Origin of the sequence: Paenibacillus taichungensis (assembly GCF_047302525.1) — a bacterium.
In the GTDB taxonomy this organism is placed as follows: Bacteria; Bacillota; Bacilli; order Paenibacillales; family Paenibacillaceae; genus Paenibacillus; species Paenibacillus taichungensis_B.
In genome coordinates this window covers 4460029-4486676 of sequence record NZ_CP168020.1, presented here as the reverse complement: position 1 = coordinate 4486676, position 26648 = coordinate 4460029, and the positions used below count along the sequence as shown (strand labels likewise).

Sequence of the window (26648 nt, the reverse complement as noted above, 5' to 3'; positions counted from 1 at the left end):
CCCGGAAAGCCGGATAGGCGCCTTGTTAGGCAGCATACATCTATTAGAAGATAGGAAGTTGATCAAGGTTATTGGTGGGGTCGCCGTCTGCGTCACCGCGAATGTACATTTCGCCATCTTTGCCTTTAAAGACGTTCACACCTGCAATTGATCCTGCTTTTACTTCTGCCAGTGCTTGTTGGTAATCCAGCACACGTCCGGATGAAGTTTGAAACGCCGTCAGATCGCCGTCACCATTTTTTTGTACTGCTGTGAAGCTTTCGCGTGTCGTTTGATCCATGATGTCACACTCTCCTTATCTGACCAAATAGGAATCTGGTTACCTCTTTAGCCTGTCCGGATCAAAAAAAAGTATGCACAACATAGGTTCATATCGCACGCAGAGGTTTATTTATAGGCTCTTTTGCATACGAACATGCAGAATGTCTGCATCATAAAAAGGCTCTTCAGAGATTACTTCATATCCGAGCTTCTCATAGAACTTCTGCGCCTGGCATTGTGCGTCCAAAACAGAGTAGGCCAATCCCAATTCACGTGCCCGTTCTTCCATGGCTAACAGAAGCACACGTCCGTACCCAAATGCACGATGAGATTTGAGTACAGCGATACGCTGCATTTTGGCGGTATCCTTGGTGTAATAGATCAGGCGCCCTGTGGCTACAGCCTGTCCATCTTTACTCAACAATACGTGATGCACATCAGGACTGATGATATCATATTGATCAATCTCAATGTCAGCAGGCACCTGCTGCTCGATTACAAAAACATGATTGCGAATATCCAGTGCTTCCTCGAGTTGTTCTTCAGTCGTTACATAACTAATCTCAGCTGCCAATTCCATTCCTTCTTTCTGCTCTACGCTATCAGAGTGAATTATACAAAAAAATGCTTTTCCTGTATAGTTAAGTCTGGAACATACTGGGAGAGGAGGTGCGAACCATGGGCATGGCAGGAGTGATGGCAATCACCCTTTTGATGGCGGCCGGAATGATTGCTTTGTTGTATTATGTGACCAAGAAGGCGTATTCCAAAAAGTGGGACGAAGACGAGTGAAATGCGACATAAAGTTCCTCAAGGTAAGACTTCAACATTGCCTTGTGGGGAGTAAACGTCATGCACAACAGACTTGGAATATACATCCAGCCAAACGGGCAGGTCATCATTAACCTCATTGGGCACTTTCAACTGTTGGAATTGTACGGTATGTTCATCCCGTTCCAAACTACAACCGGCAGAAACGTATATTAATGCAACAAGCGCAATCAAACAGGCTAAGTTTTTGGCTGTGATAAATAAACGCAGCTTACGTTCTTTCATGTTCCTCATATGGAAGTCACCTCGTCATCAAAATGGTAATCATTCCTTTATTGTGCACCAATTCGAATAAAATATTACCAATAAAACGATTGACAATGAACACGGTTACTTGATATGATACTGTTACTTGATTGGAAAACAATTAGATATCATGATCTGTTAGCTCAGCTGGGAGAGCACTATCTTGACAGGGTAGGGGTCAGTGGTTCGAGCCCACTACAGATCATAACAAAAAGTCCTTGCGCAGCAAGGGCTTTTTTCTTTTGTCTAGTTTTAGAACAAGGCATTATGAAAGTCTTGGGGGACAATTGGGGGACGGAAATTAAAAGAAATACATCCTTCGCAGCAATGCAATAAGATCACTAATTCTTTTGCAAATCAGCAAGATTCTGCTTTCCCCAATTACAGAGAACCTCAAGCACAGGCATCAGCGTTAATCCTTCACGAGACAAAGAGTATTCTACTTTGGGTGGTAATTGTAGGTACTCTGTACGGATAATTAATTGATCGGCCTCTAATTCCTTCAGTTGAGAGCTTAGCATTTTATGCGTAATCCCTCCCAAGGCTCTTTTCAATTCTCCATATCGCAATGTTTCTTTTTTCCATAACCAAAACAAGATATGCATTTTCCATTTTCCACCGATCAACGACATGGCATGTGAAAAGGGTTTAACGTTTACTTCCTCCGCAGTTTCCATATTCCACTCTCCTTTTAGATAGTATCTACCTTTTAAGTGCATACTATACTCACATATCACACTACTATACAATAACTCATGAAACAGAGACAAGGGCGAACAAGCCTAATAAAAGGAGAGAATATATATGGAGAATAGTAATCGTAATTTCTTGCAGCCTTATACATTTGCGAATGGTTTTACGTTGAAAAATAGAGTGGTCATGGCGCCAATGACAACAATGTCCAGTTTCTTCGACGGTTCCATCACCAATGATGAAGTCGATTATTATGCCGAACGGGCTGGTGGCCCTGGAATGATCATTACAGGTGTCGCGTACGTAACCGATGGAGGAAAAGGCTTTGAAGGTGAGCTTTCCATCGCAAGTGATTCTACAATCAAAGGACTGTCCAAAATTGCAAGAGCCATTCAGAAAGACGGAACGAAAGCCATTGTGCAAATCTTTCATGCAGGGCGCAAAACGAACTCCAAAACGCTAAGAGGTGTACAACCCACCAGTGCGAGTGCAATCGCTGCCGCTCATCCAATCGGCTCGGAGACGCCGCGTGAATTAACACCTGAGGAAATCGAAAGCATTATTAAGGACTTCGGCAGAGCAACCTTACGGGCTATTCAAGCTGGTTTTGACGGGGTAGAGCTTCACGGGGCCAACACATATCTGTTGCAGCAATTTTTCTCCGTCAATTCCAATCAACGGTCAGATCAGTGGGGTGGTAGTTTTGAAAATCGTATGCGATTTCCGCTGGCAGTCATTCAGGAGGTTGCATCGGTGATCGATGCCCATGCGGATAAACCCTTTATCCTCGGTTACCGGATTTCACCGGAAGAAATTCATATGCCGGGCATCCAGCTCGAAGACTCCTTGGCTTTTGCCCAGGCTCTGACAGACACTCGGATTGATTACATTCATCTGTCGATGGGAAGTTACAAACGAACCTCTTTAAACCAACCCGATGACAAGGAGCCGATCTTAACTAAATTCGTCCGGGTTTTGGATCACAAAAAACCTCTGATCGGTATCGGATCGATTGAGCGGCCGGAGGACGCAGAAGAAGTTATCAACGCCGGGGTAACTTTGGCTGCACTCGGACGGGAATTGATTCGCGAGCCGAAATGGGTACAGAAAGTGAAAGCAGGAGACCTTGGCAGCATTCGTTACCAAATATCCCCGTCGGATATGGATGAATTGCGCATTCCATTGGCCATGCAGACTTATCTGGAAGGTTCGTTTCGGGAGGTCATGCACTTTACTACCGACAGTCAGGAAGGGACTGACTACCAGAATTCGCTTGCACCGATGGAGGGCTTTGAGAAGAAAATGTAAAAGCTAATATATATTAGGTAGATTCAACTTTTGGATCAGTAATAGATATTTATCAATTACGGAGCAACCATTTCCTGCTATTACAAGAGGGAATGGTTGTTTTTAATTTTATAATAATGATTTACAAACACAATTAAATTGTGTACAATCTAATTGTAATCAAAACAAAAGAGAAATCATCTTTACAAAAATAAAATCTAAACATACAGAGGAGCCAATACTCATGAAAACATTATATGAAACTACAGTTATCAATACAGGTGGACGTCAAGGGATTGTGCAATCGCCAGATAACATATTTATGCTTGATGTCGCTGCCCCACCTGAACTGGGAGGCAAAGTGACGACAGCTACGAATCCAGAGCAATTGTTTGCAGCAGGCTACAGTGCTTGCTTTAATTCAGCGCTGGAGTTTCAGTTGAAGAAACACAAAGTCGAAATTGAGAGAAGCACAGTATCGGCTACGGTTATGCTCGTGACAGACCCTACGGATAATGGTGTGAAGCTGGAAGTGGAACTTGAAGTTAAAATTGAGGGTCTGGATGAGGAGACAGCACAGAAATTTGTCAAACTTGCTCATGACTACTGCCCATATTCCAAAGGCATCAAAGGGAACGTTAATGTTACCGTGGGGCTAGCCTAATCATTGAGCCAAGTCGATTGAACGGTCTCGTTTTGGACTTCATTGTTGAAGTCTGAAGCATGTACCATAAATACTGAAGGCCTCCGAGAAATCGGAGGTTTTTTGATATGTTTTTTAATTCTTTAGCGATATCAATAATAGATAAAGAAATAAATCACGATTGAAATATACCCGTACGGGGTATATTATAAGAGTAGAACTCGAAAGTCCAAAGGAGTGCAACTCATGAAAAAGTATGCAATGGTATTACTGACTACGGTGATCACGGGCAGTCTGATGTTAAGTGGATGTGGCAAGAATGCTGAGCAGGATAATAGCAGTAGTGATAGTCATACAGCGAGCACAGGAGAGATGCACCACTCGGATTCGGGAGAAATACCGGAAGGGCTTCAGGAAAAGAAAAATCCTACATATCCAGTGGGCAGCCATGTCGTGTTGAGTACGGACCATATGGCTGGAATGAAGGGTGCAGAAGCGACCATTGTGGGAGCCTATGAGACGACAGCGTATGCAGTCTCGTATACACCAACCACAGGGGGAGACACTGTGAAAAATCATAAATGGGTCATCCAAGAGGAAATTCAGGACCATTCGGATCAACCGTATGCAGCAGGAGCAGAGGTTGTGCTGAACGCTGACCACATGCCAGGAATGAAAGGGGCTAAGGCAACGATTGACTCCGCTGAGCAAACGACGGTATATATGGTTGATTATACCCCGACCACAGGCGGAGATCCGGTGAAGAATCATAAATGGGTCACGGAAGAAGAATTGTCTGCTAAATGAGAGAGCTTGAAGTAATAGCCTGAAGTAATAGTTGTTAAGCCTCACATCCATGCGTATAACTTGTGTTAGTCATTATGTGAATACCAAAACCACCCTTTTCACTTTTTAAGTGAAAAGGGTGGTTTTATATATATCAACGCAAAACTATCTTTTGAAAATCTCCAGTTACCAGATAATCGTTTCTGGAGTAACACCAACCGGGAATGTTTCCTCAGCTTTATTTTTCTCCACATACATCTCATACCAAGCGTCAGCAATGTATTTAGGATCTGTTGGTGTATCCGGCTTGATGAATATACCCAGGGAGAGGTGACCCACATAAATGCCCTTCGGAGCGAGGTCCGTATGCAGATTGTTGGCATAGTTTCGTAATCCGCCCAAAGCGATTCCCACGTTACCCATCATCGGAATTGGATATATAGCAGAAAGTCCGGTAGTGAACAGAATCGCTCCAGTCTGACGTTCCAGCATAGCCGGTAATACCTGTTGCACACTATGAATTGCACCAAGTACCAGACCCTGGAACTGATCCAGTGCATTATCCGCAGTAACATTCATGGCAGGTGTCGGAGGAAACTGTCCAACGGTAGGACTGAATTCCAGCACATCAATAAAACCGTACTTCTCTTTGATTTGGTCAAAAGCTTGTGTCAATTGTTCCGGGTTATATAAATCGGCTGCGAAGCCTGATGCTTCAATACCTTCTGATTTTAACTGGGCTGCCAGGTTATCGAGTTTGTCTTGGTTTCGTGATACCAGAGCTACCTGAAATCCGTTTTGTCCAAATTTCTGTCCTATAGCCATCCCGAGTCCGGGGCCTGCGCCAACAATGACGATGGTTTTCATATCATGTTTCTCCTTTTCATTCTATGATTGTAAATAGACTAGACAACTAGAGTAATGTAAACAACGATTGTTGTTAAGTATGCTATACTAATCCAATCAGGCTTACAATCAGCAAAAATGCAGAATCGTTGCGTAGACAACAGTTCCTATATTTTTGTTGTGAACATTTTGCAAAAGGCGAGGAGACGTTCGAATGACGATCAAAAATAACCAGGATCCTCGTGTCATACGGACACGTCAGCTACTGCAGGATGCGTTCCTATCCCTTTTGCAGCATCAGGACTTTGATTCTCTGACCGTGGGGGATATTACCGAAAAAGCTACGGTGAATCGAGCCACATTTTATGCACACTTCACCGATAAATTTGCCATTCTGGATTCGACCGTTACTTATTCATTCATGGAGAAATTGAATGATCGAATGGATCAGGATGATACATTTAATGAAGAAGTCTTGAGAAAAATATTAACAGCTCTGTGTGAATTTCATGCTGAAGTCAGTACTCGCTGCGAACGAAGTTACAGGTCACTGGGACCCGTACTGGAACTTCAGATTAGAGAAAAAATACAGATTATTATTTTGCAACTGCTGAATCGTCAGAAAACCTCCAACCCGGAGCAAAACTCTCGTAAAGAGACAGCAGCAGTCCTTTTAAGCTGGGGGATGTATGGCGCGGCTTATCAATGGAACCTGCAGGGGCGGAACGAGCCTATGGAACAATGGATCAATGACACGCTTCCTCTCTTGTTGTATGGAAATAGCCTCTTTTTTGAGAATTAATAAATTTCTGCTCATTTATGGGTTATAATGGAACGATAAGATTAAAGCTGCTGGAAAGGGGAATGTATATGATGGACTTCAGCAAGCCGCCCCATGCCTCCGAATCACATACACACAAACAGCGCCATGAAGAAAATGAACAACAGCTTTTAGCCGGAGGGAAAAGCATTTGGTGGGAAATCAGCAACTGGCTGATTCTCGGTGGGATACTTGCGGTGATCTTCGTATTGTTTAAATTTGTTTTTTAGAAAAAGAGAAACATTAAAACTTTGGATAAGGGCCATATTAAATGGGCTCTTTTTTTTACGCTCGTACATATAAAACCATCAAGCGAATAACAAATGACAGAAATAAATATTTGTCATTTGTTATTCGCTGTGTTAATCTAATTTCAACGGAGGTGACTTGAGGATGGTGTAACCATCTTAATCATATGGATAAGGACAAAACTTCTGAATTTTTAACCAAGGAACAAATTATCGCAGCAACGCAGGAAACTCTCCGGCGCTTCGGTGTTGCCAAAACATCTGTTACGGATGTCGCTAAATTGCTTGGGGTTAGTCACGGTACGATTTACAGGCACTATAAAAGCAAGAAAGAATTACTTGAAGGTGTGACCGCACAATGGCTCGAAGATGAGATTATCGCGCCTTTGACGGCAATAACTAAGGATCAGAGTTACACCGGAGAGGGAACAAGTCATCTGAAAGTATATATAGAAGCATTAATCGCTCGTAAACGTCATTATGCCGAATCCGATGCAGAGTTGTTTGAGATGTACGCACGGGTAACCCAGGAATCCGCAGATATTATTGATAAACATGTGCAACATCTTGTACGTCATTTGAGTGAGATCATCCAGCAGGAGAACCAGTTCCAATTTAACAACCCAGATGTGGTTGCAACGGCGATCCTTCAAGCTACAGCTCGTTTTCATCATCCTGCACACGCCTATGAATGGCAGAGTCCTACAATTGATGCGGAATTTGCACAGGTATGGTTGTTAATAGAAAAGGGATTATTACATTTGGAACAAGAGAGGGAGTAATCGTAAATGAAAAAGTTAACAGGTAAAGTGGCCATTGTAACTGGCTCATCCAGGGGGATCGGACGTGCTATAGCAGAGCAACTCGCTGAATTGGGCGCAGATGTCGTCATTAACTATGCGAGCAGCCCCGACAAAGCAGAACAGGTGGCAGATATTGCTCGCCAAAAAGGAGTGCTTGCCATTACCGTTCAGGCCGACCTTGCCCGGAAGGAAGATGTGGAGCGTTTATTTTCCGAAACGATTAGCCAGCTTGGAAAAGTTGATATTCTGATTAACAATGCAGGCATTATGAAGACAACGCCTTTGGCAGATGTGACTGAGGAAGAATTCGATCAGCAGTTTGCTATTAATGTAAAAGGTACATTTTTTGCTTGTCAGCAAGCGTTGAAACACATGGAGGCCCAGGGCCGAATCGTTAACTTCTCCACTTCTGTAACTGGACAGATGTTTCCGGGATACAGCGTGTACGCGGGAACCAAAGGAGCAGTTGAACAGATTACTCGTCAGCTTGCAAAAGAATTTGGCTCCAGACAAATCACTATTAATGCTGTTGCACCAGGTCCGGTGAATACAGAATTGTTTTCTGTCGGAAAGACGGAGCAACAGCTCGAAGGGCTGCGTAAAATGAATGCCTTTGGTCGTCTGGGTGAACCGGAAGACATTGCAAATGTAATCTCTTTCCTCGTCAGTGAAGAGTCGCAATGGGTTACAGGACAGACGCTGCGTGCAAACGGCGGCTTCATTTAACCATATCACGCACGAAGTTTATTGCTTTTGACACACAACCGGGCGAATCCCCATATGATGCATTACATCAGCAAGCAATTGGGGAAATGGGGAATTCGGGATGGCAAAAGCAAAGGGAAAAAAGGCTCCCGCGTTAAAGAGTGACAAACTTCGTGTATCCATGAAATTGGTTACTTCGGATGTATGTGAGCGTTGCAAGACCCCCTGTACACGAGGAATGGATTATGCAGCACGGATGCGAACCGATGGAGCTGTAGGCAAGGGTGTACCTTGTATATTGACTCGTCATACTTCGTAGTCAGCAGCATAATAAGTTTGACCTACAAGAAGTTCGTATAATTACGTATTGTCAACAACTATACTATAGGGGCGTCCTTTAACAGGGAACGCCTCTTTTTGATCGTTCCAAGGGGTGGAAAATATTCTGGATAAAAAATGAAAAATGATGAAAAACAGCGCAACTTTGTGGATGAACCTGCAGTATAAATGTACAACAGCTAGCAGCAGGGGAGGGAATATTGACGGAATGAAATGGAAAAGAATTTTGCTGTGTGTCACGGTATTCTCCTTGCTCGGCGGGTCTTTATTGTTTGCAGATTCAGTGAACGAGAAGATTCGGGTTCTCATTAACGGCAAGGAAGCAGCTGACGGTGGTTATCTGATTGACGGAACGACCTATGTACCTGTAAGGGAAGCGGGCGGAATCGCCAGATGGGATAGCACAAACAAGAGAGTAACGGTTATCAAACCGAATGTACATATTTTTCTCTTCAAGGGAGATACCGTGTTTGGCAACGTGAACGTGGGTAAGTTGAAATTTAATGTGTTCTCACAAGTCGACAGTTTGACAACGGATATAGCTGCCGTGAAGGTGACGATTACCAATCCAAGTGGTGAGGTTAAGGATATTCAGTCCCAGGAGCTTAAGACACAGAAGGATAACTTCTGGTTCCGGACGTACGATTTTACGTATGATTTCAGCCGTGCTGGCAAGTACCAAGTCGGTTTTTATATTAAAGAAAATGCAAATAGTAATTATGTGCTGGCAGCCGAGAAAATCATTACCGCGCTGAACGATTGAAGCAAAAATAACCTTGGCGGTTAAATTGACCTGAACCATTGAACATGTTACGATATGCAAGGTTACACAATTTCTATTTATAAAGCGAGGTATATCAATGAGCGATCACACACATGAACACGGCGATGCCTGCGGATGCGGTCAAGACCACGACCACGACCACGAGCATGAAGAAGTTCTTCTGACACTGACAGACGAGAACGGAAATGACGTGGAGATGGTTTTGGTGGAGACGTTTGACGTGGAGAAGCATGTTTATGCGCTCCTGCTGGAACGTAACAATCCTGAAGCTGACGGCATCATTCTGCGTATGGAAGAAGAAGACGAGGAAATGGTGCTCTACAATATTGAAGACGAAGAAGAGTGGACCCGTGTTGAAGCGGCGTACAACGAACTCGTTGCAAGCCAAGAATAGTCATCCTTTTGGAATAAAGCAAGAAGGCTCCTTGATCACAGGGGGCCTTTTGTTTGCTTTTTATTAGGTGTATATGCTGTTTTTTCTTGCGATAGAGACAGTGGAATAGGTGGGAAAATGCAAACGATACAGAGATCATAAGCCCAAGGCAGGACAAGTCTGCGTGGAGAAAAAATAAAAAAGACCAAGCATCCCGCTTGGTCCTTAGAGATCGATCAACCTCATGCAGAGGTGGATGTTCTAGAATATTGCATCTGCTTCCACGATGACTTTCACGTTGGTTACGCTACGGTCTTCGGGTCCTTTTACAGGAAGTCCAACTTCAACATGATCAATGATGTAATCAATGTTTTCCTGAGTGATAACCTCACCTGGCAGCAAAATCGGAATTCCTGGTGGATATACGTAGATGAATTCCGAAATAATCCGGCCTGCGGATTCCTTGAAAGGAATGACTTCGGTATCACCATAGAACGCATCACGTGGAGTCAGCATCAGCTGTGGTACATCTGGAACCTTAACCACCAGCTCATGGGCTGGATTCACTTGATAATACGTACGGGATAGATCTTGCAGGGCGTTCAGCAAGATTTCTACGGAGTCATCCGTATCTCCCGGCGTGATGAGGCACAGAATATTATACATATCACTGAGCTCCACCTCGATGTTGTAATGCTCACGTAGCCAGTTCTCTGTTTCGTAGCCTGTAATTCCAAGGTGGCGAACATGAATGGTTACTTTGGTTGGGTCGTAATTAAAGGTAGCCTCTGTGCCCAGCAGCTCTCTGCCGAAGCAATATAGTCCGTCCATATCATTAATGGAGCGTCTTGCAAACTCAGCCAAATCAATGGCTTTCTGTGCCATCTGATGGCCATTCAGAGCCAGATTACGTCTCGACGTGTCGAGCGAAGCCAGCAGGATGTATGAAGTCGACGTTGAAGTCAACATACTCAGAATGGTTTGTACACGTTGCGGATTCACATATCCATTCTTCGTGTTCAGGTTAAGTACAGAACTCTGGGTCATCGAACCACCCAGCTTGTGTACACTCGTTGCAGCCATATCAGCCCCGGCGGCCATGGCTGAGAGCGGCAGATCTTCATGGAAATGAATGAGTACGCCATGCGCTTCATCCACAAGTACTGGAACCTGATAGCTATGCGCCAGTTCAACAATTTCTTTTAGATCGGTACATACGCCGAAGTACGTTGGGTTAATGACGAGCAATGCCTTGGCATCGGGATGACGCTCAAGAGCACGTCGGATCGCGCCTGTAGTGACACCGTGATCGATCCCTAGATTGGCATCCTGCGCAGGAGAGACGAACACGGGTTTCGCTCCTGAGAAAATGATGGCAGACATGACCGATTTATGCACATTACGGGGCACAATAATCTTGTCACCCGGTTCACATACCGACAGAATCATGGTCATGATGGCACTGCTTGTGCCTTGTACACTAAAATAGGTATAATCGGCTCCGAAGGCATCGGCTGCCAGAATCTGCGCTTCCTCAATGACACCGGTTGGCTGATGCAAATCATCTAGCGGTGCGATGTTAATCAAATCTATGGAGAGGGCATTATCGCCGATAAATTCACGAAATTCGGTATCCGTTCCCAATCCTTTTTTATGTCCCGGAATATGAAATTGCACCGGATTGAGTGCCGCGTGATTTTTTAAAGCGGTAAACAGCGGCGTACGGCGGTGATCCATCAGTGCTGTCACAACCTTTCCTAATTATAATTTGTAAGAAAAACGTCTTTCGACGTAAATTCTATGAAGACAGACCGCATGTAGCGGATGTTTTTCTTGCGATCACGGATTTAGTTCAGCTTCGCTGAAAACTTATCATTTTGTAATCTCAAACAAATTTGAGTATAGCAAATTAAGAACCGAATGCAAGCAGTATTGCTTGACAATTTTCCGAATTGCTGAGATTTGGACACATCCCCGAGGGTTACAGTAAGGATAGGAGATGGGCAAGCAAGCATCGAAAGGGGAAAAAGAATGCAAACCAATACAAAACCAGCCAAAATCCTGCGATCACCTTTCTTTATCGCCATGTGGCTAACGCTTTTTCTAGTTGAAATTATTAAAGGTGCCCTGCTGGTCGCTATTTTGCCCGTGTATATGGACAATATTCTGGGCCTGTCCGCTGGTGTGATTGGTGTGGCCTTTGCCCTTCAATATTTGGGAGATAATCTGTTCCGGGCTCCCTCTGGCTGGGCAGCAGAACGAATCGGGTTCCGGGCAACAATGGTGACGGCGCTAATTTGTACATTAGTTGCTGTAATCATGATTATATTTTTCAAAAGTGCATTTGGCCTTGCCATGGCTTGTCTCATTCTTGGAGTTGGTACGTCACCCCTTTGGCCTTGCGCCATGACGGGCGTGACCGCGATGTCGGGGCCGCAGAACAAGAACGGTACAGCCATGGGTGCGCTGGAGATGGCGGCACTTGGAGGGACTGGACTTGGGCCGATCGGAATGAACTGGTTATTGGAACGGACGCATCACGATTATCGCACCATTTTCCTGGTGTTGATGGGTGTTGCAATTCTAGTCATTCTGGTGGCCTTGATTCTACCCGGACGTGTAGTTGTTGAGGGGGAGCATGCGGAAAGTGAAACCAAGCGGGCAGATATGAAATATCCGGCTAAACCGAATATTCTTACGCCTTTCATCCGACTCAAAAACAGTGTCCAGGGCACATTGCAACGGGTACGCAGCACCCTTAATGTGAATCCGCTCGTATATCCTGCACTGTTCATGCAGTCCTTTGTTATTGGTCTTCTCAGTCCCGTGATTACCCTATACACTCGCACAGACCTGCACATCTCGCCCAACCTGTACAGCTTGTTGCTGATAGCGGGTGGTGGCATTACGGTCATTGCACTGTTGCCTGTAGGGAAAATGGTAGACCGGTTTGGAACGGCACCGTTCCTGAACATCGGTTTTTTGATGGCAGCAGTGAGCTTGTTTGCTTTTTCTTCCATTACGTCTATTCCTGTTGTGTTCGGTATCGTGATGCTGGTTGGCGTCAGCTATGCGATGATTCTCCCGGCTTGGAATGCGTTTGTAGCCACATTGATTCCCAAAGGAGAACGCGGAGCGATCTGGGGTTTCTTCCTGACCCTTCAGGGTTCAGGCATGGTCGTAGGACCGATTGTATCCGGACTGCTGTGGGATCACATTAGTCATCCGGCTCCATTTATCGGAAGTGCTGTCGTTATGGCTGGACTTGCTGTTGTGCACTATGTGTTATCCCGTAAACCGTATCGTACAGCTCCTGCCAAATGATGCTATTGAAGTCTGATAAGGTTGATCCAATAAGAAAAGGGAGTTCCAACAACCGTAGAGGTTGTGGAACTCCCTTTTTATGTAGCATGGTGCATCCATTGCATCCATTCAGCTAACGACGGGAAGATTATTCTGCCCGCCGGTGATCAACTCCGGGAACTAATCGTTCACCGTACTCCATGTCTACTTAAGACAAAGACATCTTGTAGAGCGGCAGCAGCGTTTTGAACGTTGAACGAACCGTTTTCAGGAACTTTTCTCCATCCGCAACAAGCGGATCATCGCGATCAATTCGCAGACCGCACATGACCTCTGCTTTTTTCACTGTCTTCAGCTTGGTGATGATTTTGTCATAATCTTCATCCTGCATGTCCTTTTGCAGTGTACCGTGAGGAGCCATATGATCCATGGACCAATAGTACTGACCAGGCAGATTGCTGCGCACTTCATCCAACTGTCGTTCGAGCCCTTCGGCGAATGCAGCCTTGTTCGGACTTTCGTAGATGATGGCGAAAATGACAAAAACATGTGTATCGAACATGCCCACTTCAAAGTGAGGCAGTGCTTTGTATCCACGTTTGGAAGATGCCCAGGCGACCCACGTATCCTTTGGAGGATTGACGGTACGCCGTGCGTGTTTGGCGACATGGACAAACATCTCTTCCCCGCATAAATCTGTCAGGTAAGGCGTAAGTTCAGTACCAAGCTCTTCCAGCTTCGGACGAACACGTTCAATCAGCATTTCCATACGCGGTTCCAGCCCAGGAATCTGAAATACATCAAAATCGCTGCTGTTAAAACCTGAGAAAGTCATACTGTATACCTCCATTTCGCGTCCATTATATCATGAAAAACGGGGGCTTGCCCCTGTGCATCTGCGGAAAGCTGCGATCCTCCGGATCAATTGGTGAAAAATAGTCAAATAACCAAGTACCCTTACATAAAATGAAGTATAAAATAGGGTAAGCCGATTGAGTAGAAGCGATTGAAGAAGATGGCCGGAGCATCTCCGGTACAGATGGAGGGAGTGCCGTGAATAAGAGTTATGAAGTTGAATATTGCAATCTGGAGCTGCGGTTCAACCGTCGGCATATCCAAAATTTGATCAAAGACCTTATTCGTGAGGGGTATTCACTATATTGGAGCGAGGACGAAACCTTTTTTATTCTGTCAGTCCGCACCGGACGCAAACTGGTAAAGCTCCGTTTTCAACAGACGCGCAGTGGGAATTACAAGATGACCGGAGATTATATTATCAAGGACGCAAAGCTTGCGGAATGGTTGGAGAAGCTGATTGGGGATACACGCGGGCATGCTGTTGTGAAACGATTTAAGGATCAGCAGATGACCGTGGAGAATATTTTGTTTGGTGAAGTCATTCGTCTCGTTGAAGTATCCGGGTTCAAACAGCGAGTTATTTTTCAAAAGGAACCTGCGCCGACGGCGGAAGAAATGGAAGAAATGTTTCTCTCGCATGAAGGCGAGGAGCGACTCATGCTGCTGCGCATGGAAGTGGACGATGAACTGGAGCGTCTGCATGCCGCCATTCAGATGGATAATATCGAAAAAGCAAATACCTGTCGTAAAGTCTTAATGCAGTTGTCACGGCACATGTTGATGCTGGAAGGCTGAAATATAACGCTGTATTTATGAAAATACGATGAACACCTCAGGTAATTGGGGTGTTTTCTCGCTGTGCGACCATGGTCCGGGGTTCACTTCTATGCGTAAAACCGTTAAAATGGGGGTATTGTTGAGAGTTCATTTCAATAAAATTAATTGGAGCAAAGGATGGAGGACCAGATGGCGAAACAACAGATCGGTGTCATTGGACTTGCAGTAATGGGCAAAAATTTGGCCCTTAACATTGAAAGCAGAGGTTTCACGGTGTCGGTATTTAACCGTTCCCCGGAGAAAACCAACGATCTTCTGAAAGAAGCCGAAGGTAAAAACCTGACAGGCACATTCTCCATTGAAGAGTTTGTGGCATCCCTGGAATCCCCGCGCAAAATCCTGATCATGGTACAAGCTGGTTATGCAACCGACGCAACCATCGAACAACTGCTTCCTCATTTGGATGAGGGCGACATCATCATTGATGGCGGTAACGCATACTTCCCTGACACCCAACGTCGCAGCAAAGAGCTGGAAGACAAAGGCATTCGCTTCATCGGTACAGGTGTATCCGGTGGGGAAGAAGGCGCTCTGAAAGGCCCAGCAATTATGCCAGGTGGACAAGAGAGTGCGTACAAGCTGGTTGAACCGATCCTGACAGCCATTTCGGCCAAAGTCGGTGACGATCCTTGTTGTACATATATCGGACCAGATGGTGCCGGACACTATGTGAAAATGGTGCATAACGGTATCGAATACGGAGATATGCAGCTGATTGGTGAAGCTTACCATCTGCTCAAATCCGTGTTGAATGTATCCGTTGAGGAGCTTCATGCCATCTTTACAGAATGGAATCAGGGAGAGCTGGATAGCTACCTGATCGAAATCACGGCAGACATCTTCTCCAAATATGATCCGGAAACAGGCAAACCAATGGTTGATGTCATTCTGGATGCAGCTGGACAAAAAGGAACAGGAAAATGGACAAGCCAAAGCGCGCTGGATCTCGGCGTACCATTGTCCATGATTACGGAATCCGTATTCTCCCGCTTCCTGTCTGCGATGAAAGACGAGCGTGTGGCAGCGAGCAAAATCTTGAACGGACCTGCGGTTGAAGCATTCTCCGGTGACAAAAAAGCGTTCATCGAGAATGTGCGCAAAGCGCTGTTTGCAAGTAAAATCGTATCCTACGCACAAGGCTTTGCCCAAATGCGCGCAGCATCTGACGAATACGGTTGGGATCTGAAATACGGCAACATCGCCATGATCTTCCGTGGTGGTTGCATCATCCGTTCGCAGTTCCTGCAAAACATTAAAGAAGCGTATGACAAAGATGCAGCATTGAAAAACCTGCTTCTGGATCCATACTTCCAAAACATTGTAGAATCCTACCAAGGTGCGTGGCGTGAAGTTGTAGCTGCTGCGGTAACTCAAGGCGTTCCGGTTCCTGGGTTCTCCAGTGCATTATCCTACTACGATAGCTACCGTACAGAGCGTTTGCCTGCGAACCTGTTGCAAGCACAACGTGACTACTTTGGTGCTCATACGTTCAAACGTCTGGACAAAGAAGGTAGCTTCCACCACAACTGGATGGAATAATAACGTATACGCAAGTCCATGAGATTTGGCTAAAGTGTCCTGAATCAGGAGCCTTGGCTGAAAGAAAGGCATGGACAGAATCTTGAAAAGGGGACTTGGAGAGTCGGTTCATACCGATGAGCTCCAGGTCTCTTTATTTTACCGTATGTGTAAGCTGGTCCTACATCTTACGAACCTGAGATGCTCTATTTCGTGGATATTAACCTTTTCTATTCTCTAACGAACTCAGAAGATGATCCTATTTAGAACATTTAGAGCGAAATTGCGCTGTTTTGAGGGTGTTCTTGTGAAATAAGTTTTCTGAGATTCGTTAGAATTTTAAAATCGCCTATAATTTAAAAATAAACTTATCTGAGTTCGTTAAAATCGTTTGGAGTACATGGACATGCTTCGATATGCTCTGGAAGTGCTTGCGGATGCTTGGAGGGAAGTCGTCATACTATGGCCTTCCCCCGTCCGCAGGGCTGTGTTATGATAGGACAAAAGTGCTCACGAATTGCTTGAATTAAAGGAGTGTACACCTTGAGCAAGTCTAACAATATTATTCTCATCGGCATGATGGGAACTGGCAAATCAACCGTTGCTGACATGCTCGCACGCGAGCTTGGTTACCGACTGATTGATGTAGACGCCGCGGTGGAAAAAGAGGAAGGCTGTACGATTCCTGAGTTGTTCACAGGCAAGGGAGAGACGTATTTCCGCGACGCCGAGAGTCGCATGTTGTGCTCGGTGTTAGAGAAAAAGGCGCAAGTGATTGCAACCGGAGGCGGTGTGGTTCTGCGTTCGGACAACTGTGATGTCATGTCGAAGAACGGCTGGGTGGTTGCCCTGACTGCTGATCCGGCAGTGATAGTAGAACGCGTCAGCGGCTGCGAGAACCGTCCGCTCTTGGCAGGTAATGCCGAGGAACGCATTCAGACCATTATGCAGGAACGGAAGGACGCATACCGGTTTGCGCATTACACGGTGGATACAACCGAGTTATCCGCTTCTGAAGTGACTCGTTTAATTTTAGCGCATTACCGCGTCTAAGCTTGTAATTATTTCATTTTCTCGTCAGTGAGTTTAGGGATAGACACTACACATGAGTGCAGGTCGATGCATGAGAGGGATACATTTACATTTCGCATTCGGAAGAAGATATGCCGAAGGATTTAAAGTGGGAATGGAGCCATGTGATCGCGTTAGAATGATGTGAAAAACGGGCCGATTGGCCCGTTTGACTGACTTAAGGATCAGGATGCACAGTGGTTACCGAGAACTGCTGATTGCAGTTATCCTAACTTTCGCCCCCGATCCTGATGCTATTTAGTCTTCCTCTTGCCATTGCAACATGCCGCCAACCATATTGGTGCAGCCATCATATCCGAGCTGCTGCAAGTACTCACAAGCACGCTCGCTACGGTATCCACTGCGGCAGATCAGAACAATCTCACCAGACTTTTGGATTTCGGACAGTCTGTCCGGAATCTGTCCAAGCGGGATGTGTTTCGCTCCCTCGATCATGCCTTGTGCGACTTCATCGTCCTCACGGACGTCTATCATCTGCAGCTTCTCTCCCGCCTGCAAACGGCGGCGCAGCTCAGAAGTTTCAATTTCAGCAATTTGTGTCATATTCAGGTCCTCTTTTCTGTATGGACTTAACGCCTATAATGATACCCAAGCGATGTATGGAATGTCAATTTGGCAGTACAGCATCACCGCATGTATCCTGAACCAAATACGTAACAGGATCATCTAACGAAGCACATTATAATCAATGAAGGAGAATTTCATCCATGGACGTTATCGTTAAACCGACACCATCCCTGAACGGGGAAATTGGAGCTTTGTCTTCCAAAAACTACACCACACGCTACTTGCTAGCTGCTGCGCTGGCAGAAGGCACGAGTACGATCCATTACCCGGCTCACAGTGAAGATAGTGACGCTATGCGCAGATGTATTCGTGATCTTGGAGCGGTGCTTGAAGAAGATGACAGCAAAATCGTCATTAAGGGCTTTGGCAGCCATCCACGTGATGTGCGTGAATTGAATGTAGGCAATGCGGGTGCAGTGCTGCGTTTCCTGATGGGGGTAACGGCACTTTGTCCTGAGGTTACGTTTGTAAATACGTACCCGGATTCTCTTGGTAAACGTCCACATGATGACCTGATCGATGCGCTTGGTCAGCTCGGTGTTGAGGTACAGCACGAACAAGGGCGCTTGCCAATCACGATCAAAGGGGGGCAGGCTAAGGGTGGACATATCCGTGTATCCGGTTCCGTCAGCTCCCAGTATTTGAGCGCGTTACTGTTTGTAACTCCGCTTCTGGCCGAAGACAGCACGATTGAAGTATTGAACGACTTGAAATCTAAAGTGGTCATTGGTCAGACGCTGGAAGTACTGGAACAGGCGGGTATCGTCATTCATGCAAGTGATGATTACATGTCCTTCCGCGTACCTGGCGGCCAAGCCTATAAACCGCAAACATATACGGTTCAAGGAGACTATCCGGGTTCAGCAGCTGTCCTCGCGGCCGCGGCTGTCACCCAATCAGATGTTAAAATTTTGCGATTGATGGAACAGAGCAAACAAGGTGAGCGTGCTATTGTTGACGTTCTGCGTATGATGGAAGTGCCGTTGACTCATGAGAACGATGTGGTACATGTGCAAGGTAACGGTACATTGAAAGCGGTGGAATTCGATGGAGATGCCGCTACAGACGCGGTTTTGGCCATGGTAGCGGCGGCAGTGTTTGCGGAAGGAACCTCACGGTTCTATAATGTAGAGAACTTACGTTACAAGGAATGTGACCGAATTACAGATTATTTGAACGAACTGCGGAAGGCAGGAGCCAACGTAGAAGAACGTCAGGCCGAGATTATCGTACATGGTCGTCCGGAAGGCGTCGAAGGTGGCGTTGAGATTAACGCTCACTACGATCATCGGGTAATTATGGCACTGACCGTTGTCGGTCTGCGTTCCAAAGAACCGCTTCGTATTCGGGATGCACACCATGTAGCCAAGTCTTATCCGCAATATTTCGATCATTTGCAGGCGCTTGGCGCCTCGGTTCAATGGGTAAAAGAGTAAATAACTGAAAACCTGTCTTTTGAACACGCACTTTAATCAGAAAAGGATGGTGCTTGAACATGGAATTTAACAATCCTACTCGTGAAGAAATTGGACAACTTTTACGCAAGGCAGGCAACATCGCAGTCGTCGGCTTATCGGACAAATCAGATCGCACTTCCTATATGGTAGCGGAAGCCATGCAAAGCAGAGGTTATCGCATCATCCCGGTAAATCCACAGGTACAAGGTGAGATTCTCGGTGAGACGGTATATGCGACCCTGGCGGATATCCCTGAGCCGGTAGATATCGTGAACGTATTCCGCCGTGATGAATATTGCGCGGATGTCGCTCGTGAAGCTGCGGCGATCAAAGCAAATGTATTGTGGCTTCAGCTTGGTATCCACAGTGATGAAGCCGTACAGATTGCTGCTGAGAACGGTATGACAGCGGTAACGAATCGTTGTATCAAGGTAGAGGATTCCATCGTTCTGCGCGGTGCTGGACGCGGTTAAATCTCGATCACTAAAAATCCCGTTAACCTCGAGTTGACGGGATTTTTTCTGTTGTATAATTGGAATATAAAATATACTTTGCAGATTAGAGGATCGAATGAAGTTAAATTTAAGCGGTATTCCGCTCTATTTAATCATTGGGGGACCAAAGAAATACCCTCCTTTTGTCATGCCTGGCGGGAGAGTAATACAAATTGTCAATAGGTTACTGTTTTGCTTTGACAAAACGTTGCGTAAAGCTTACCATCTAGGATAGAAAGGAGAGGTCGCCATGAATTGGCTCGGATCCTTGCAGCAGCTCGGACGAGCGGTAATGCTGCCTACAATGGTCCTGCCCGCCGCCGCAATTTTGCTGAGTGTTGGCAGTTTGCCCTGGGACGCCTGGGGATTGAAAGTTGTTGGTGAAGTGTCTACCGTGGCCGGACACGGTATTTTTTATTTTTTGCCGTATTTGTTCGCTGTCGGTGTAGCGCTGGGACTCTCCAACCAGGCCGGACAAGCGGGACTCGCTGCTCTGGCTGGTATTGTGATATATGATCAGGTGACTCGCAATTTCGGGGATGGCACCGTTCAACCTGCTTCCTTAATCGGAATTATTCTCGGCGCACTTGCCGGGGTGACGCATAATCGGTTCAAAAGCATTAAGCTGCCTGAAATCTTACAGTTTTTTGGCGGTTCAAGGTTTGTTTTGCTCATAGTAGGGCTGTGCTCGGCACTGTTCTCCTTCTTTATGTTATGGATCGCACCCATTCTGCAACATGCATTGAACGCCATCGCCACCTGGGAATACAGTCTCGGCGGTTTTGGGCTGTTTATATATGGGGTCTTGTACAGGGTGCTGGTGGCCTTCGGACTGCATCATCTGCTTAACAATGTGTTCTGGTTCCAACTGGGGACGTATGAAACAGCAGACGGCAATATTGTACAAGGGGATTTGCCGCGATTTTTTGCGGGTGATCCAACAGCAGGGTATTTTATGGCCGGGTTATTCCCGATCATGATGTTTGCGATTCCAGCGATTGCCTTTGCGATTATTCAGGAGGCAAGGGAAGACCTGAAGCCGAAAATCAAAAAAACTTTTCTCACTTCCGCACTCGTTTGTTTTCTGACAGGGGTATCGGAGCAGATTGAGTTTGCCTTTTTGTTTGCGGCACCTTATCTGTTCATCGTGCATGCAGTCATGTCAGGACTTGCAATGTGGATCAGTTACTGGCTTGATATACGCCATGGTTTCTCCTACTCGGCTGGCATTATTGACTACATACTCAATTTCCATCTATCGGAGAATGCTTGGAAGCTCATACCGATTGGCATACTATATGGGTTAGTCTATTATTTCCTGTTTAGGTGGGCGATTCGCACGTTCAAGATTCCAACTCCAGGACGCGAAGAGGGGTCCATGCTGGAAGATTGGGTAGGTAACATTCCTTATCAAGCTCCTCTTATTTTGGAAGCATTGGGCGGGAAAGAAAACATTGTGCAGGTTGAGGCATGTATTACACGACTTCGACTCACAGTGCATAATGATCGGTTAATCGATACAGGTGCAATGAAGAGTATGGGGTCTGCTGGGCTCATCAAGCTGGGTGGCGGTAACGTACAAGTGGTATTTGGCACCTATTCGGAATTAATCCGGGAAGAGATTGCGAAGCTGCTCGAACGGGATCTGCAACAAGTTCTGTTCTGTGCTCCTGTGCAGGGCAAAATGCTGCCGATTGAAGAGGTGCCGGATCAGATTTTTGCAGCCAAGCTTGTGGGCGATGGTGTAGCCTTTGTCCCGGAAAAGGGAGAGCTGGTCTCACCCGTGTACGGAACGATTATGCACATGTATCCAACGATGCATGCCTTGGGCATCTCCACCAGGGAAGGACTTGAGGTCCTGTTGCATATCGGTATTGACACATCCCAACTGAAAGGCCACTTTGAAGCCTTTGTTCAGGAAGGGGATACGGTGGAGCCCGGTCAGTTGTTAATCAAGTTTGACCTGGCTGTATTGCGAGCCGAGGCGGCATCGCTGACGACACCGATGGTCATCACGAATCCCGATCGTGTCAAATCATGGAGCTTTGCTCCATTTAAGCAAGTTAAGAAAGGTCAGGCATCCGTTATGTCCGTGGTGCTCTATGACAGGAACGTTGGAGGGGTAGAATGAAGATACAAGGCATCAACGGCGCTGCAGGCATAGCCATCGGCAAAGCATTTGTCCTGCCCAGTTGGGAATGGGATCTGCCGGATCAGAAGATGGATTCGGTGGATCTCGCCCAAGAGTTCGAACGGCTGTACGAGGGCATACGGACATCGAAGGATGAGATTGAATATATCAAGAATGAGTTCAAGGAAGTCGTCGGTCCTGAAGAGTCCAGCATCTTTGATGCGCATCTGGCCATTCTGGAAGATCCGGTGTTCATGAACGAAATTCGCGGCATTATTGAACGGCAGTACAAAGCTGCAGAAGTAGCCGTCAAAGAGGCCATTGATCATTTTGTCACCATGTTTGATCTGCTCGAAGACGAGTATATGAAGGAGCGGGCCATCGACATCAAGGACGTGGGTAACCGTTTGTTAAAGCATCTGCTGGGCGCACCGGAAATTACGCTTCCATCGGATACCCAGCCTTATATACTCGTGGCCAAAGAGCTGTCTCCCTCTCAATTAGCGCACTTGAATCCAAGCCACGTGCTGGGCATTGTGACACTTATCGGAGGCAAAACGTCACATTCGGCAATTATGGCTCGTGCCCTTGGCATTCCTCTCGTTTCCGGTCTGGAAGCGAGTCTTGGCATGCCGGTGGAGACCGGAGATATGCTGGTTGTTGATGGAGATAATGGCCTCGTATTTACGGAGCCGGATCGCAAGACAATTGAACGTTACACAATGATTCGCAGCAAACAATTGAAGAAAAAAGAGCAGTTGCAGGTACTTGCAACAGTAGATGCCGTAACCAAAGACGGTTCCGTTCTGCATCTGGCTTCTAACATCAGTTCCGTCAAGGAACTGGATATGGCACTGAAACATGGGGCGAAGGGCGTGGGGTTGTTCCGGACAGAGTTCCTATACATGGACCGTGCTACGTTCCCGGGTGAGCAGGAACAGTATGAGGTCTATCGTCTTGTCGCTGAGAAAACTGCAGGACAGTCTGTCGTTATTCGTACGCTCGACATTGGTGGTGACAAGCAGCTAGACTACTTTGAACTGCCAGAAGAAGATAATCCATTTCTCGGATATCGTGCGATTCGGATCAGTCTGGACCGCAAAGATCTGTTCAAAACACAGCTCACAGCCATTCTGCGGGCCAGTGCTGCGGGCAATGTCAAAATTATGTACCCGATGATCTCTTCGGTAGAAGAACTTCAGGAGGCCAATGAAATCCTGCGTGAAGCGATGTCTGATCTGGACGAGCGCGAATTGCCGTACGATCCGCATATTCAGGTGGGCATCATGATTGAGGTTCCGGCAGCGGTGATGATAGCCGATTTGCTTGCCGAAGAAGCTGATTTCTTCAGTATCGGTACGAATGATCTCGTGCAATATGTACTGGCTGTAGACCGAATGAATGAGCAGATTGCACATATGTATCATCCGTATCACCCGGCTGTACTGCGCATGCTTCGCGCAACAGTCGATGCGGCTCATACTGGAGGGATTGATGTCAGTGTTTGCGGAGAGATGGCAGGAGACGAACGTTCGATTCCCCTATGGCTGGAGCTGGGGATCAGCAATCTGAGCATGTCTCCACAATCCTTGCTGCGTGTGAAGCACAGGGTATTGAATACAACGGCTGCTGCTGCCAAAGAGGCAGCCCATGATTGCTTCAGCCTGCGGACAAGTGCAGACATCGAAGAGCGCCTACAGGTCTTCAATGATTCGATGGGCAGTCCGGATGAACAGAGTGGATCGAATGCATCTTGAATGGGATATTTTCAAATAAATACCTTTAAGTGAAAATATTAACTTTTGTACAATTTTGGAAAATAGTCTTTTTTTAACGATAAAGCCCCACGCCATATGGCGCGGGGCTTTGTTTTATTTTTCAGCAAGTGCATCGCAAAATGCTTTGCCATACGGCGGAAGATCAGGTGGACGGCGAGCTGAAATGATGTGTCCATCCACAACAACGGCTTCATCTTTCCAGATGGCTCCGGCATTTTCCATGTCATCCCGGATACCCGGTGTAGATGTGACCGTAACCCCGTCCAGTATTTTGGCGGATATCAGTACCCAGCCTGCGTGACAGATCTGTCCAATCGGCTTACGATCCGCATGCATTTCCTTGACGAGCTCAAGTACTTTGGGATAGCGACGAAGCTTGTCCGGTGCCCAGCCCCCGGGTACAAGAATACCATCATATTGTGAACTATCCAGTTCATCAAAACTGTATTCCGCCTCGGCGGGAACACCATATTTACCAATGTAGGTTTTGCCTTTTTTCTCTCCGGCGAGATGCACCTCAGCGCCTTCTTCATGAACACGATGTACCGGATACCACAGTTCCAGATCTTCGAATTCTTCATCGACCAGGGCGATGACTTTTTTGCCTGTTAATCTCATCATCATCATCTCTCCTTTTGCGGTAATTAGCACATAGCGTCTTTATTGTAACAGATTCTCATGGTGACTTCATCGTCATGCAATCTCGCCATTGGGGAAGCGATTACAACTCAATGAACGCCTACATTCGACAACCTTCATCTGGAGACAGTGGTAATTTGTGCAACCTCTGGTTTATAGCAGGATTTGAGCGGAAATAGGTCGAATGGTATCTATATAAGAGTATAGAACGAATGAGGTGATGACTGTGCGTAAGACGTGCAGATGCGGACATGTAATGGAACTGGAATTAAGAACGGTGGTATATGCCAAAAAGGTAGAGATTCGTAACGTACCTGTATTTGCTTGTACAGACTGCGTTTCCTATGAAGTGCTTCAACCGGTCAAGCCGGATTTGAAAGAGTGCATCAGTACACTCGGTGAACAGCCAACAAAACAGGATGTATCGTTTGGAGAGCGAAATGAACTTGCGGACCTCTTCCATGAACAACTGCTGGCTTGGCCGGATGCAACGGATCGTGAGATGGAGCATCGAATGCAACATGCTGTGGAGGAGAGAATTAACCTGCTGCTGGATATTATGGGTTACGCCCAAGAGTCTAATGATGAAGAATGGATCGAAATAACACAGCGCAGATTAGGTCAATTATCCGGCTTTGTATGGCAGGCGCACTTCTCGAATGCTGTCTAATTTGACGTGCAAAATGCTTGTTTTCATGAAAATTGGCTTTTTCGCCCGCTTTTTGTTAAGATATCGTAGAGTGAAAACGCTCAACATAGCGGTAATCCTGGTAAAGGGGGATGTATATCAAATGGCTGACATGACTAAAATGACAAGTATTGAACAGCTAAACTCCGCAGTGGAGGCTACCGAGGATCAACCCTTGCTTCTGTTTAAGCACAGTACACGCTGCCCGATCAGCGCGAACGCCTATCAGGAGATGAACGATTATTTGCAAAATAGTCCAAGTGAACAAGTGAAATACGGTATCATTTATGTAGTGGAAGATCGCCCTGTGTCCAATGAAGCAGCGGACAAGCTGGGTGTTAAGCACGAATCTCCGCAGGCGATTCTAGTCAAAAAGGGAATTCCTGTATGGCATACTTCCCACTCGAATATTACTTCAACCACAATCACGAAAGCACTGCGTGAGTCCTAAAGCCTATTTTAATTGATTAATGCATAAATTTGTCGTAATATAAATCTTAATGAAAATGGTATGAAAATTTACTGGTAATGGAGAGAAGTACTGTGACGGTAACCATTTATGATGTGGCACGTGAGGCCGGTGTCTCTATGGCAACGGTATCACGGGTTGTTAATAATAACCCTAATGTTAAGCCACAGACACGCAAAAAAGTATATGAAGCCATCGATCGGTTGGGATATCGTCCGAATGCGGTAGCCAGAGGCTTGGCGAGCAAGAAGACTACCACGGTCGGGGTCGTTATTCCGGACATTTCGAACTCAACCTTTGCAGAGATTGCCCGCGGAATTGAAGATATTGCGAATATGTATCACTACAACATTATTTTGTGTAACGCGGATAAGAAGAAAGAAAAAGAAATTCGTGTAATTAACACGTTGTTGGAGAAACAAGTGGACGGTCTGCTATTCATGGGTGGAACTGTGACGGACGAGCATATTCAGGCGTTCCAATCAGCGGCTGTGCCGATTGTTCTCTGTGCAACAAGTGACGAGAAGGGCACATACCCTTCTGTAGATATCGATCATGAAGCAGCGGCATTTGACGCTGTAAATACGTTGATCCGTCATGGACACAAGGAAATCGCAATGATCAGTGGTACACTGCAAGATCCTGCCAACGGTTATGCCCGTTTCCAAGGGTACAAGAAAGCGCTTGAAGCAGCAGGTATGGAATATCAGGAGGATCTCGTACGCATTGGTAACTATCGTTATGAGTCCGGTGTAGAAGCGATGAAGTATTTCCTCGGATTGAAGAAAAAACCATCGGCAATCTTCGCTGCAACAGATGAGATGGCAATTGGTGCTATTCACAGCATTCAGGATGAAGGTCTGAAAGTACCGGATGACTTCTCCATCATCAGTGTGGATAACATTCGTATGGCTTCCATGGTCCGTCCTCAGTTGACTACTGTAGCTCAACCGATGTATGACTTGGGCGCTGTAGCGATGCGTTTGCTGACCAAGCTGATGAAGAAAGAAAATGTGGAAAACCCACGGGTTATTTTGCCGCATGAAACGATTCTTCGTCTGTCTGTAAGCCATGCAGACGTAGTTTAAATACAGGCTTGGATGGTTCATCGTCATTTCTGATTGAAATGGCAATGGTTTAAGAAAGGGAGAA

At 46.1% G+C, this 26648-nt stretch carries 30 protein-coding genes and 1 tRNA gene; 22 read left to right on the top strand and 9 right to left on the bottom strand.

Going from position 1 to position 26648, the window contains the following annotated elements:
• Positions 1 to 43 precede the first annotated feature (43 nt).
• The 3 genes from ACDJ58_RS20055 to ACDJ58_RS20045 all read right to left on the bottom strand — a co-directional run bounded on the left by ACDJ58_RS20055 (position 44) and on the right by ACDJ58_RS20045 (position 1326).
• Positions 44 to 280, bottom strand: coding sequence for a DUF3892 domain-containing protein (locus ACDJ58_RS20055; protein WP_063565553.1), 237 nt, complete (start codon positions 278 to 280; stop codon positions 44 to 46).
• Positions 281 to 391: 111 nt separating this feature from the next.
• Positions 392 to 835 (bottom strand): GNAT family N-acetyltransferase, encoded by a 444-nt coding sequence (locus tag ACDJ58_RS20050; protein ID WP_413379753.1) that lies wholly within the window; start codon positions 833 to 835, stop codon positions 392 to 394.
• 236 nt (positions 836 to 1071) lie between these two features.
• Positions 1072 to 1326, bottom strand: a complete 255-nt coding sequence (locus tag ACDJ58_RS20045; protein WP_413372575.1) for a hypothetical protein — start codon at positions 1324 to 1326, stop codon at positions 1072 to 1074.
• Positions 1327 to 1470: 144 nt separating this feature from the next.
• Here ACDJ58_RS20045 and ACDJ58_RS20040 point away from each other — a divergent pair.
• A tRNA-Val gene (locus ACDJ58_RS20040) sits at positions 1471 to 1543 on the top strand.
• Positions 1544 to 1679: 136 nt separating this feature from the next.
• On the opposite strand, the gene ACDJ58_RS20035 is transcribed toward ACDJ58_RS20040, so the two are convergent.
• Positions 1680 to 2015, bottom strand: coding sequence for a winged helix-turn-helix transcriptional regulator (locus ACDJ58_RS20035; protein ID WP_413372574.1), 336 nt, complete (start codon positions 2013 to 2015; stop codon positions 1680 to 1682).
• Between the two features lie 127 nt (positions 2016 to 2142).
• Here ACDJ58_RS20035 and ACDJ58_RS20030 point away from each other — a divergent pair, with 127 nt between their 5' ends.
• The 3 genes from ACDJ58_RS20030 to ACDJ58_RS20020 all read left to right on the top strand — a co-directional run bounded on the left by ACDJ58_RS20030 (position 2143) and on the right by ACDJ58_RS20020 (position 4768).
• A complete protein-coding gene (locus tag ACDJ58_RS20030) occupies positions 2143 to 3339 on the top strand; it encodes an NADH-dependent flavin oxidoreductase (RefSeq protein ID WP_413372573.1) in 1197 nt (398 codons plus the stop codon).
• 223 nt (positions 3340 to 3562) lie between these two features.
• Positions 3563 to 3982: an organic hydroperoxide resistance protein gene (locus ACDJ58_RS20025; protein WP_413372572.1), complete on the top strand. Its 420-nt coding sequence runs from the start codon at positions 3563 to 3565 to the stop codon at positions 3980 to 3982.
• 225 nt (positions 3983 to 4207) lie between these two features.
• Positions 4208 to 4768, top strand: a complete 561-nt coding sequence (locus ACDJ58_RS20020) for a YdhK family protein (RefSeq protein ID WP_413372570.1) — start codon at positions 4208 to 4210, stop codon at positions 4766 to 4768.
• A gap of 165 nt (positions 4769 to 4933) precedes the next feature.
• Here ACDJ58_RS20020 and ACDJ58_RS20015 read toward each other — a convergent pair whose 3' ends face one another.
• Positions 4934 to 5614: an SDR family NAD(P)-dependent oxidoreductase gene (locus tag ACDJ58_RS20015; RefSeq protein ID WP_413372568.1), complete on the bottom strand. Its 681-nt coding sequence runs from the start codon at positions 5612 to 5614 to the stop codon at positions 4934 to 4936.
• Between the two features lie 193 nt (positions 5615 to 5807).
• Here ACDJ58_RS20015 and ACDJ58_RS20010 point away from each other — a divergent pair, with 193 nt between their 5' ends.
• From ACDJ58_RS20010 to ACDJ58_RS19980, 7 genes are all read left to right on the top strand, one after another.
• Positions 5808 to 6395, top strand: a complete 588-nt coding sequence (locus ACDJ58_RS20010; protein WP_413372567.1) for a TetR/AcrR family transcriptional regulator — start codon at positions 5808 to 5810, stop codon at positions 6393 to 6395.
• Positions 6396 to 6463: 68 nt separating this feature from the next.
• On the top strand, positions 6464 to 6643 hold the full coding sequence (locus tag ACDJ58_RS20005; RefSeq protein ID WP_053784269.1) for a hypothetical protein: 180 nt from the start codon (positions 6464 to 6466) through the stop codon (positions 6641 to 6643).
• A 185-nt stretch (positions 6644 to 6828) separates the two neighbouring features.
• Positions 6829 to 7443 (top strand): TetR/AcrR family transcriptional regulator, encoded by a 615-nt coding sequence (locus ACDJ58_RS20000; protein WP_413372566.1) that lies wholly within the window; start codon positions 6829 to 6831, stop codon positions 7441 to 7443.
• Positions 7444 to 7449: 6 nt separating this feature from the next.
• Positions 7450 to 8190 carry an SDR family oxidoreductase gene (locus ACDJ58_RS19995; RefSeq protein WP_413372565.1) on the top strand — a complete coding sequence of 247 codons (741 nt, stop codon included), beginning with the start codon at positions 7450 to 7452 and terminating at the stop codon, positions 8188 to 8190.
• 100 nt (positions 8191 to 8290) lie between these two features.
• On the top strand, positions 8291 to 8488 hold the full coding sequence (locus tag ACDJ58_RS19990; protein WP_072735367.1) for a hypothetical protein: 198 nt from the start codon (positions 8291 to 8293) through the stop codon (positions 8486 to 8488).
• Positions 8489 to 8716: 228 nt separating this feature from the next.
• Positions 8717 to 9271, top strand: coding sequence for a copper amine oxidase (locus ACDJ58_RS19985; protein WP_076288201.1), 555 nt, complete (start codon positions 8717 to 8719; stop codon positions 9269 to 9271).
• Between the two features lie 97 nt (positions 9272 to 9368).
• Positions 9369 to 9686, top strand: a complete 318-nt coding sequence (locus ACDJ58_RS19980; protein WP_063565566.1) for a DUF1292 domain-containing protein — start codon at positions 9369 to 9371, stop codon at positions 9684 to 9686.
• Positions 9687 to 9926: 240 nt separating this feature from the next.
• Here ACDJ58_RS19980 and ACDJ58_RS19975 read toward each other — a convergent pair whose 3' ends face one another.
• Complete coding sequence (locus ACDJ58_RS19975) at positions 9927 to 11402, bottom strand: aminotransferase class I/II-fold pyridoxal phosphate-dependent enzyme (RefSeq protein WP_413379751.1); 1476 nt, start codon at positions 11400 to 11402, stop codon at positions 9927 to 9929.
• A 294-nt stretch (positions 11403 to 11696) separates the two neighbouring features.
• On the opposite strand from ACDJ58_RS19975, the gene ACDJ58_RS19970 reads away from it, so the two are divergent.
• Positions 11697 to 12989, top strand: coding sequence for an MFS transporter (locus ACDJ58_RS19970; protein ID WP_413372563.1), 1293 nt, complete (start codon positions 11697 to 11699; stop codon positions 12987 to 12989).
• Positions 12990 to 13176: 187 nt separating this feature from the next.
• Here the strand turns inward: ACDJ58_RS19970 and ACDJ58_RS19965 are convergent, their stop codons facing one another.
• The gene (locus tag ACDJ58_RS19965) at positions 13177 to 13803 is read right to left on the bottom strand and encodes a YktB family protein (protein WP_413372562.1); all 627 of its coding nucleotides are present in this window, start codon (positions 13801 to 13803) and stop codon (positions 13177 to 13179) included.
• 218 nt (positions 13804 to 14021) lie between these two features.
• Here ACDJ58_RS19965 and ACDJ58_RS19960 point away from each other — a divergent pair, with 218 nt between their 5' ends.
• The 3 genes from ACDJ58_RS19960 to ACDJ58_RS19950 all read left to right on the top strand — a co-directional run bounded on the left by ACDJ58_RS19960 (position 14022) and on the right by ACDJ58_RS19950 (position 17234).
• Positions 14022 to 14621: a hypothetical protein gene (locus ACDJ58_RS19960; RefSeq protein ID WP_413372561.1), complete on the top strand. Its 600-nt coding sequence runs from the start codon at positions 14022 to 14024 to the stop codon at positions 14619 to 14621.
• A gap of 171 nt (positions 14622 to 14792) precedes the next feature.
• Entirely contained in the window at positions 14793 to 16202 is a 1410-nt protein-coding gene (gene gndA, locus ACDJ58_RS19955) for an NADP-dependent phosphogluconate dehydrogenase (protein ID WP_064636561.1), read from the top strand.
• Between the two features lie 522 nt (positions 16203 to 16724).
• Positions 16725 to 17234: a shikimate kinase gene (locus tag ACDJ58_RS19950; protein WP_231952443.1), complete on the top strand. Its 510-nt coding sequence runs from the start codon at positions 16725 to 16727 to the stop codon at positions 17232 to 17234.
• A 276-nt stretch (positions 17235 to 17510) separates the two neighbouring features.
• Here ACDJ58_RS19950 and ACDJ58_RS19945 read toward each other — a convergent pair whose 3' ends face one another.
• Positions 17511 to 17816 carry a rhodanese-like domain-containing protein gene (locus ACDJ58_RS19945; protein ID WP_063565569.1) on the bottom strand — a complete coding sequence of 102 codons (306 nt, stop codon included), beginning with the start codon at positions 17814 to 17816 and terminating at the stop codon, positions 17511 to 17513.
• Positions 17817 to 17980: 164 nt separating this feature from the next.
• Here ACDJ58_RS19945 and aroA point away from each other — a divergent pair, with 164 nt between their 5' ends.
• The 4 genes from aroA (at position 17981) to ptsP (ending at position 23679) form a co-directional block, all read left to right on the top strand.
• A complete protein-coding gene (gene aroA, locus ACDJ58_RS19940) occupies positions 17981 to 19276 on the top strand; it encodes a 3-phosphoshikimate 1-carboxyvinyltransferase (protein ID WP_090998370.1) in 1296 nt (431 codons plus the stop codon).
• 59 nt (positions 19277 to 19335) lie between these two features.
• Positions 19336 to 19770, top strand: a complete 435-nt coding sequence (locus ACDJ58_RS19935) for a CoA-binding protein (protein ID WP_053784277.1) — start codon at positions 19336 to 19338, stop codon at positions 19768 to 19770.
• Positions 19771 to 20041: 271 nt separating this feature from the next.
• On the top strand, positions 20042 to 21922 hold the full coding sequence (locus tag ACDJ58_RS19930; RefSeq protein WP_063565571.1) for a glucose PTS transporter subunit IIA: 1881 nt from the start codon (positions 20042 to 20044) through the stop codon (positions 21920 to 21922).
• Positions 21919 to 23679, top strand: coding sequence for a phosphoenolpyruvate--protein phosphotransferase (gene ptsP / locus ACDJ58_RS19925; RefSeq protein ID WP_413372560.1), 1761 nt, complete (start codon positions 21919 to 21921; stop codon positions 23677 to 23679). The genes ACDJ58_RS19930 and ptsP overlap by 4 nt, the downstream gene beginning before the upstream one ends.
• A 114-nt stretch (positions 23680 to 23793) precedes the next feature.
• On the opposite strand, the gene ACDJ58_RS19920 is transcribed toward ptsP, so the two are convergent.
• Positions 23794 to 24321 carry a type 1 glutamine amidotransferase domain-containing protein gene (locus ACDJ58_RS19920; RefSeq protein ID WP_413372559.1) on the bottom strand — a complete coding sequence of 176 codons (528 nt, stop codon included), beginning with the start codon at positions 24319 to 24321 and terminating at the stop codon, positions 23794 to 23796.
• A gap of 274 nt (positions 24322 to 24595) precedes the next feature.
• Between ACDJ58_RS19920 and ACDJ58_RS19915 the strand changes: the two genes are divergently transcribed.
• The 3 genes from ACDJ58_RS19915 (at position 24596) to ccpA (ending at position 26584) form a co-directional block, all read left to right on the top strand.
• Complete coding sequence (locus ACDJ58_RS19915; protein WP_413372558.1) at positions 24596 to 25009, top strand: hypothetical protein; 414 nt, start codon at positions 24596 to 24598, stop codon at positions 25007 to 25009.
• Positions 25010 to 25130: 121 nt separating this feature from the next.
• Positions 25131 to 25478, top strand: a complete 348-nt coding sequence (gene ytxJ / locus ACDJ58_RS19910; RefSeq protein ID WP_064636572.1) for a bacillithiol system redox-active protein YtxJ — start codon at positions 25131 to 25133, stop codon at positions 25476 to 25478.
• Positions 25479 to 25570: 92 nt separating this feature from the next.
• Positions 25571 to 26584 (top strand): catabolite control protein A, encoded by a 1014-nt coding sequence (gene ccpA, locus ACDJ58_RS19905; protein ID WP_024631149.1) that lies wholly within the window; start codon positions 25571 to 25573, stop codon positions 26582 to 26584.
• Positions 26585 to 26648: the final 64 nt, after the last annotated feature.

Bases quoted from the DNA above. Each gene is read 5' to 3' on its own strand.
- ACDJ58_RS20055 (WP_063565553.1), bottom strand. From the start codon at position 280: ATGGATCAAACGACACGCGAAAGCTTCACAGCAGTACAAAAAAATGGT.
- ACDJ58_RS20045 (WP_413372575.1), bottom strand. From the start codon at position 1,326: ATGAGGAACATGAAAGAACGTAAGCTGCGTTTATTTATCACAGCCAAA.
- ACDJ58_RS20035 (WP_413372574.1), bottom strand. From the start codon at position 2,015: ATGGAAACTGCGGAGGAAGTAAACGTTAAACCCTTTTCACATGCCATG.
- ACDJ58_RS20030 (WP_413372573.1), top strand. From the start codon at position 2,143: ATGGAGAATAGTAATCGTAATTTCTTGCAGCCTTATACATTTGCGAAT.
- ACDJ58_RS20025 (WP_413372572.1), top strand. From the start codon at position 3,563: ATGAAAACATTATATGAAACTACAGTTATCAATACAGGTGGACGTCAA.
- ACDJ58_RS20020 (WP_413372570.1), top strand. From the start codon at position 4,208: ATGAAAAAGTATGCAATGGTATTACTGACTACGGTGATCACGGGCAGT.
- ACDJ58_RS20015 (WP_413372568.1), bottom strand. From the start codon at position 5,614: ATGAAAACCATCGTCATTGTTGGCGCAGGCCCCGGACTCGGGATGGCT.
- ACDJ58_RS20010 (WP_413372567.1), top strand. From the start codon at position 5,808: ATGACGATCAAAAATAACCAGGATCCTCGTGTCATACGGACACGTCAG.
- ACDJ58_RS20005 (WP_053784269.1), top strand. From the start codon at position 6,464: ATGATGGACTTCAGCAAGCCGCCCCATGCCTCCGAATCACATACACAC.
- ACDJ58_RS20000 (WP_413372566.1), top strand. From the start codon at position 6,829: ATGGATAAGGACAAAACTTCTGAATTTTTAACCAAGGAACAAATTATC.
- ACDJ58_RS19995 (WP_413372565.1), top strand. From the start codon at position 7,450: ATGAAAAAGTTAACAGGTAAAGTGGCCATTGTAACTGGCTCATCCAGG.
- ACDJ58_RS19990 (WP_072735367.1), top strand. From the start codon at position 8,291: ATGGCAAAAGCAAAGGGAAAAAAGGCTCCCGCGTTAAAGAGTGACAAA.
- ACDJ58_RS19985 (WP_076288201.1), top strand. From the start codon at position 8,717: ATGAAATGGAAAAGAATTTTGCTGTGTGTCACGGTATTCTCCTTGCTC.
- ACDJ58_RS19980 (WP_063565566.1), top strand. From the start codon at position 9,369: ATGAGCGATCACACACATGAACACGGCGATGCCTGCGGATGCGGTCAA.
- ACDJ58_RS19975 (WP_413379751.1), bottom strand. From the start codon at position 11,402: ATGGATCACCGCCGTACGCCGCTGTTTACCGCTTTAAAAAATCACGCG.
- ACDJ58_RS19970 (WP_413372563.1), top strand. From the start codon at position 11,697: ATGCAAACCAATACAAAACCAGCCAAAATCCTGCGATCACCTTTCTTT.
- ACDJ58_RS19965 (WP_413372562.1), bottom strand. From the start codon at position 13,803: ATGACTTTCTCAGGTTTTAACAGCAGCGATTTTGATGTATTTCAGATT.
- gndA (WP_064636561.1), top strand. From the start codon at position 14,793: ATGGCGAAACAACAGATCGGTGTCATTGGACTTGCAGTAATGGGCAAA.
- ACDJ58_RS19945 (WP_063565569.1), bottom strand. From the start codon at position 17,816: ATGACACAAATTGCTGAAATTGAAACTTCTGAGCTGCGCCGCCGTTTG.
- aroA (WP_090998370.1), top strand. From the start codon at position 17,981: ATGGACGTTATCGTTAAACCGACACCATCCCTGAACGGGGAAATTGGA.
- ACDJ58_RS19935 (WP_053784277.1), top strand. From the start codon at position 19,336: ATGGAATTTAACAATCCTACTCGTGAAGAAATTGGACAACTTTTACGC.
- ACDJ58_RS19930 (WP_063565571.1), top strand. From the start codon at position 20,042: ATGAATTGGCTCGGATCCTTGCAGCAGCTCGGACGAGCGGTAATGCTG.
- ptsP (WP_413372560.1), top strand. From the start codon at position 21,919: ATGAAGATACAAGGCATCAACGGCGCTGCAGGCATAGCCATCGGCAAA.
- ACDJ58_RS19920 (WP_413372559.1), bottom strand. From the start codon at position 24,321: ATGATGAGATTAACAGGCAAAAAAGTCATCGCCCTGGTCGATGAAGAA.
- ACDJ58_RS19915 (WP_413372558.1), top strand. From the start codon at position 24,596: ATGGAACTGGAATTAAGAACGGTGGTATATGCCAAAAAGGTAGAGATT.
- ytxJ (WP_064636572.1), top strand. From the start codon at position 25,131: ATGGCTGACATGACTAAAATGACAAGTATTGAACAGCTAAACTCCGCA.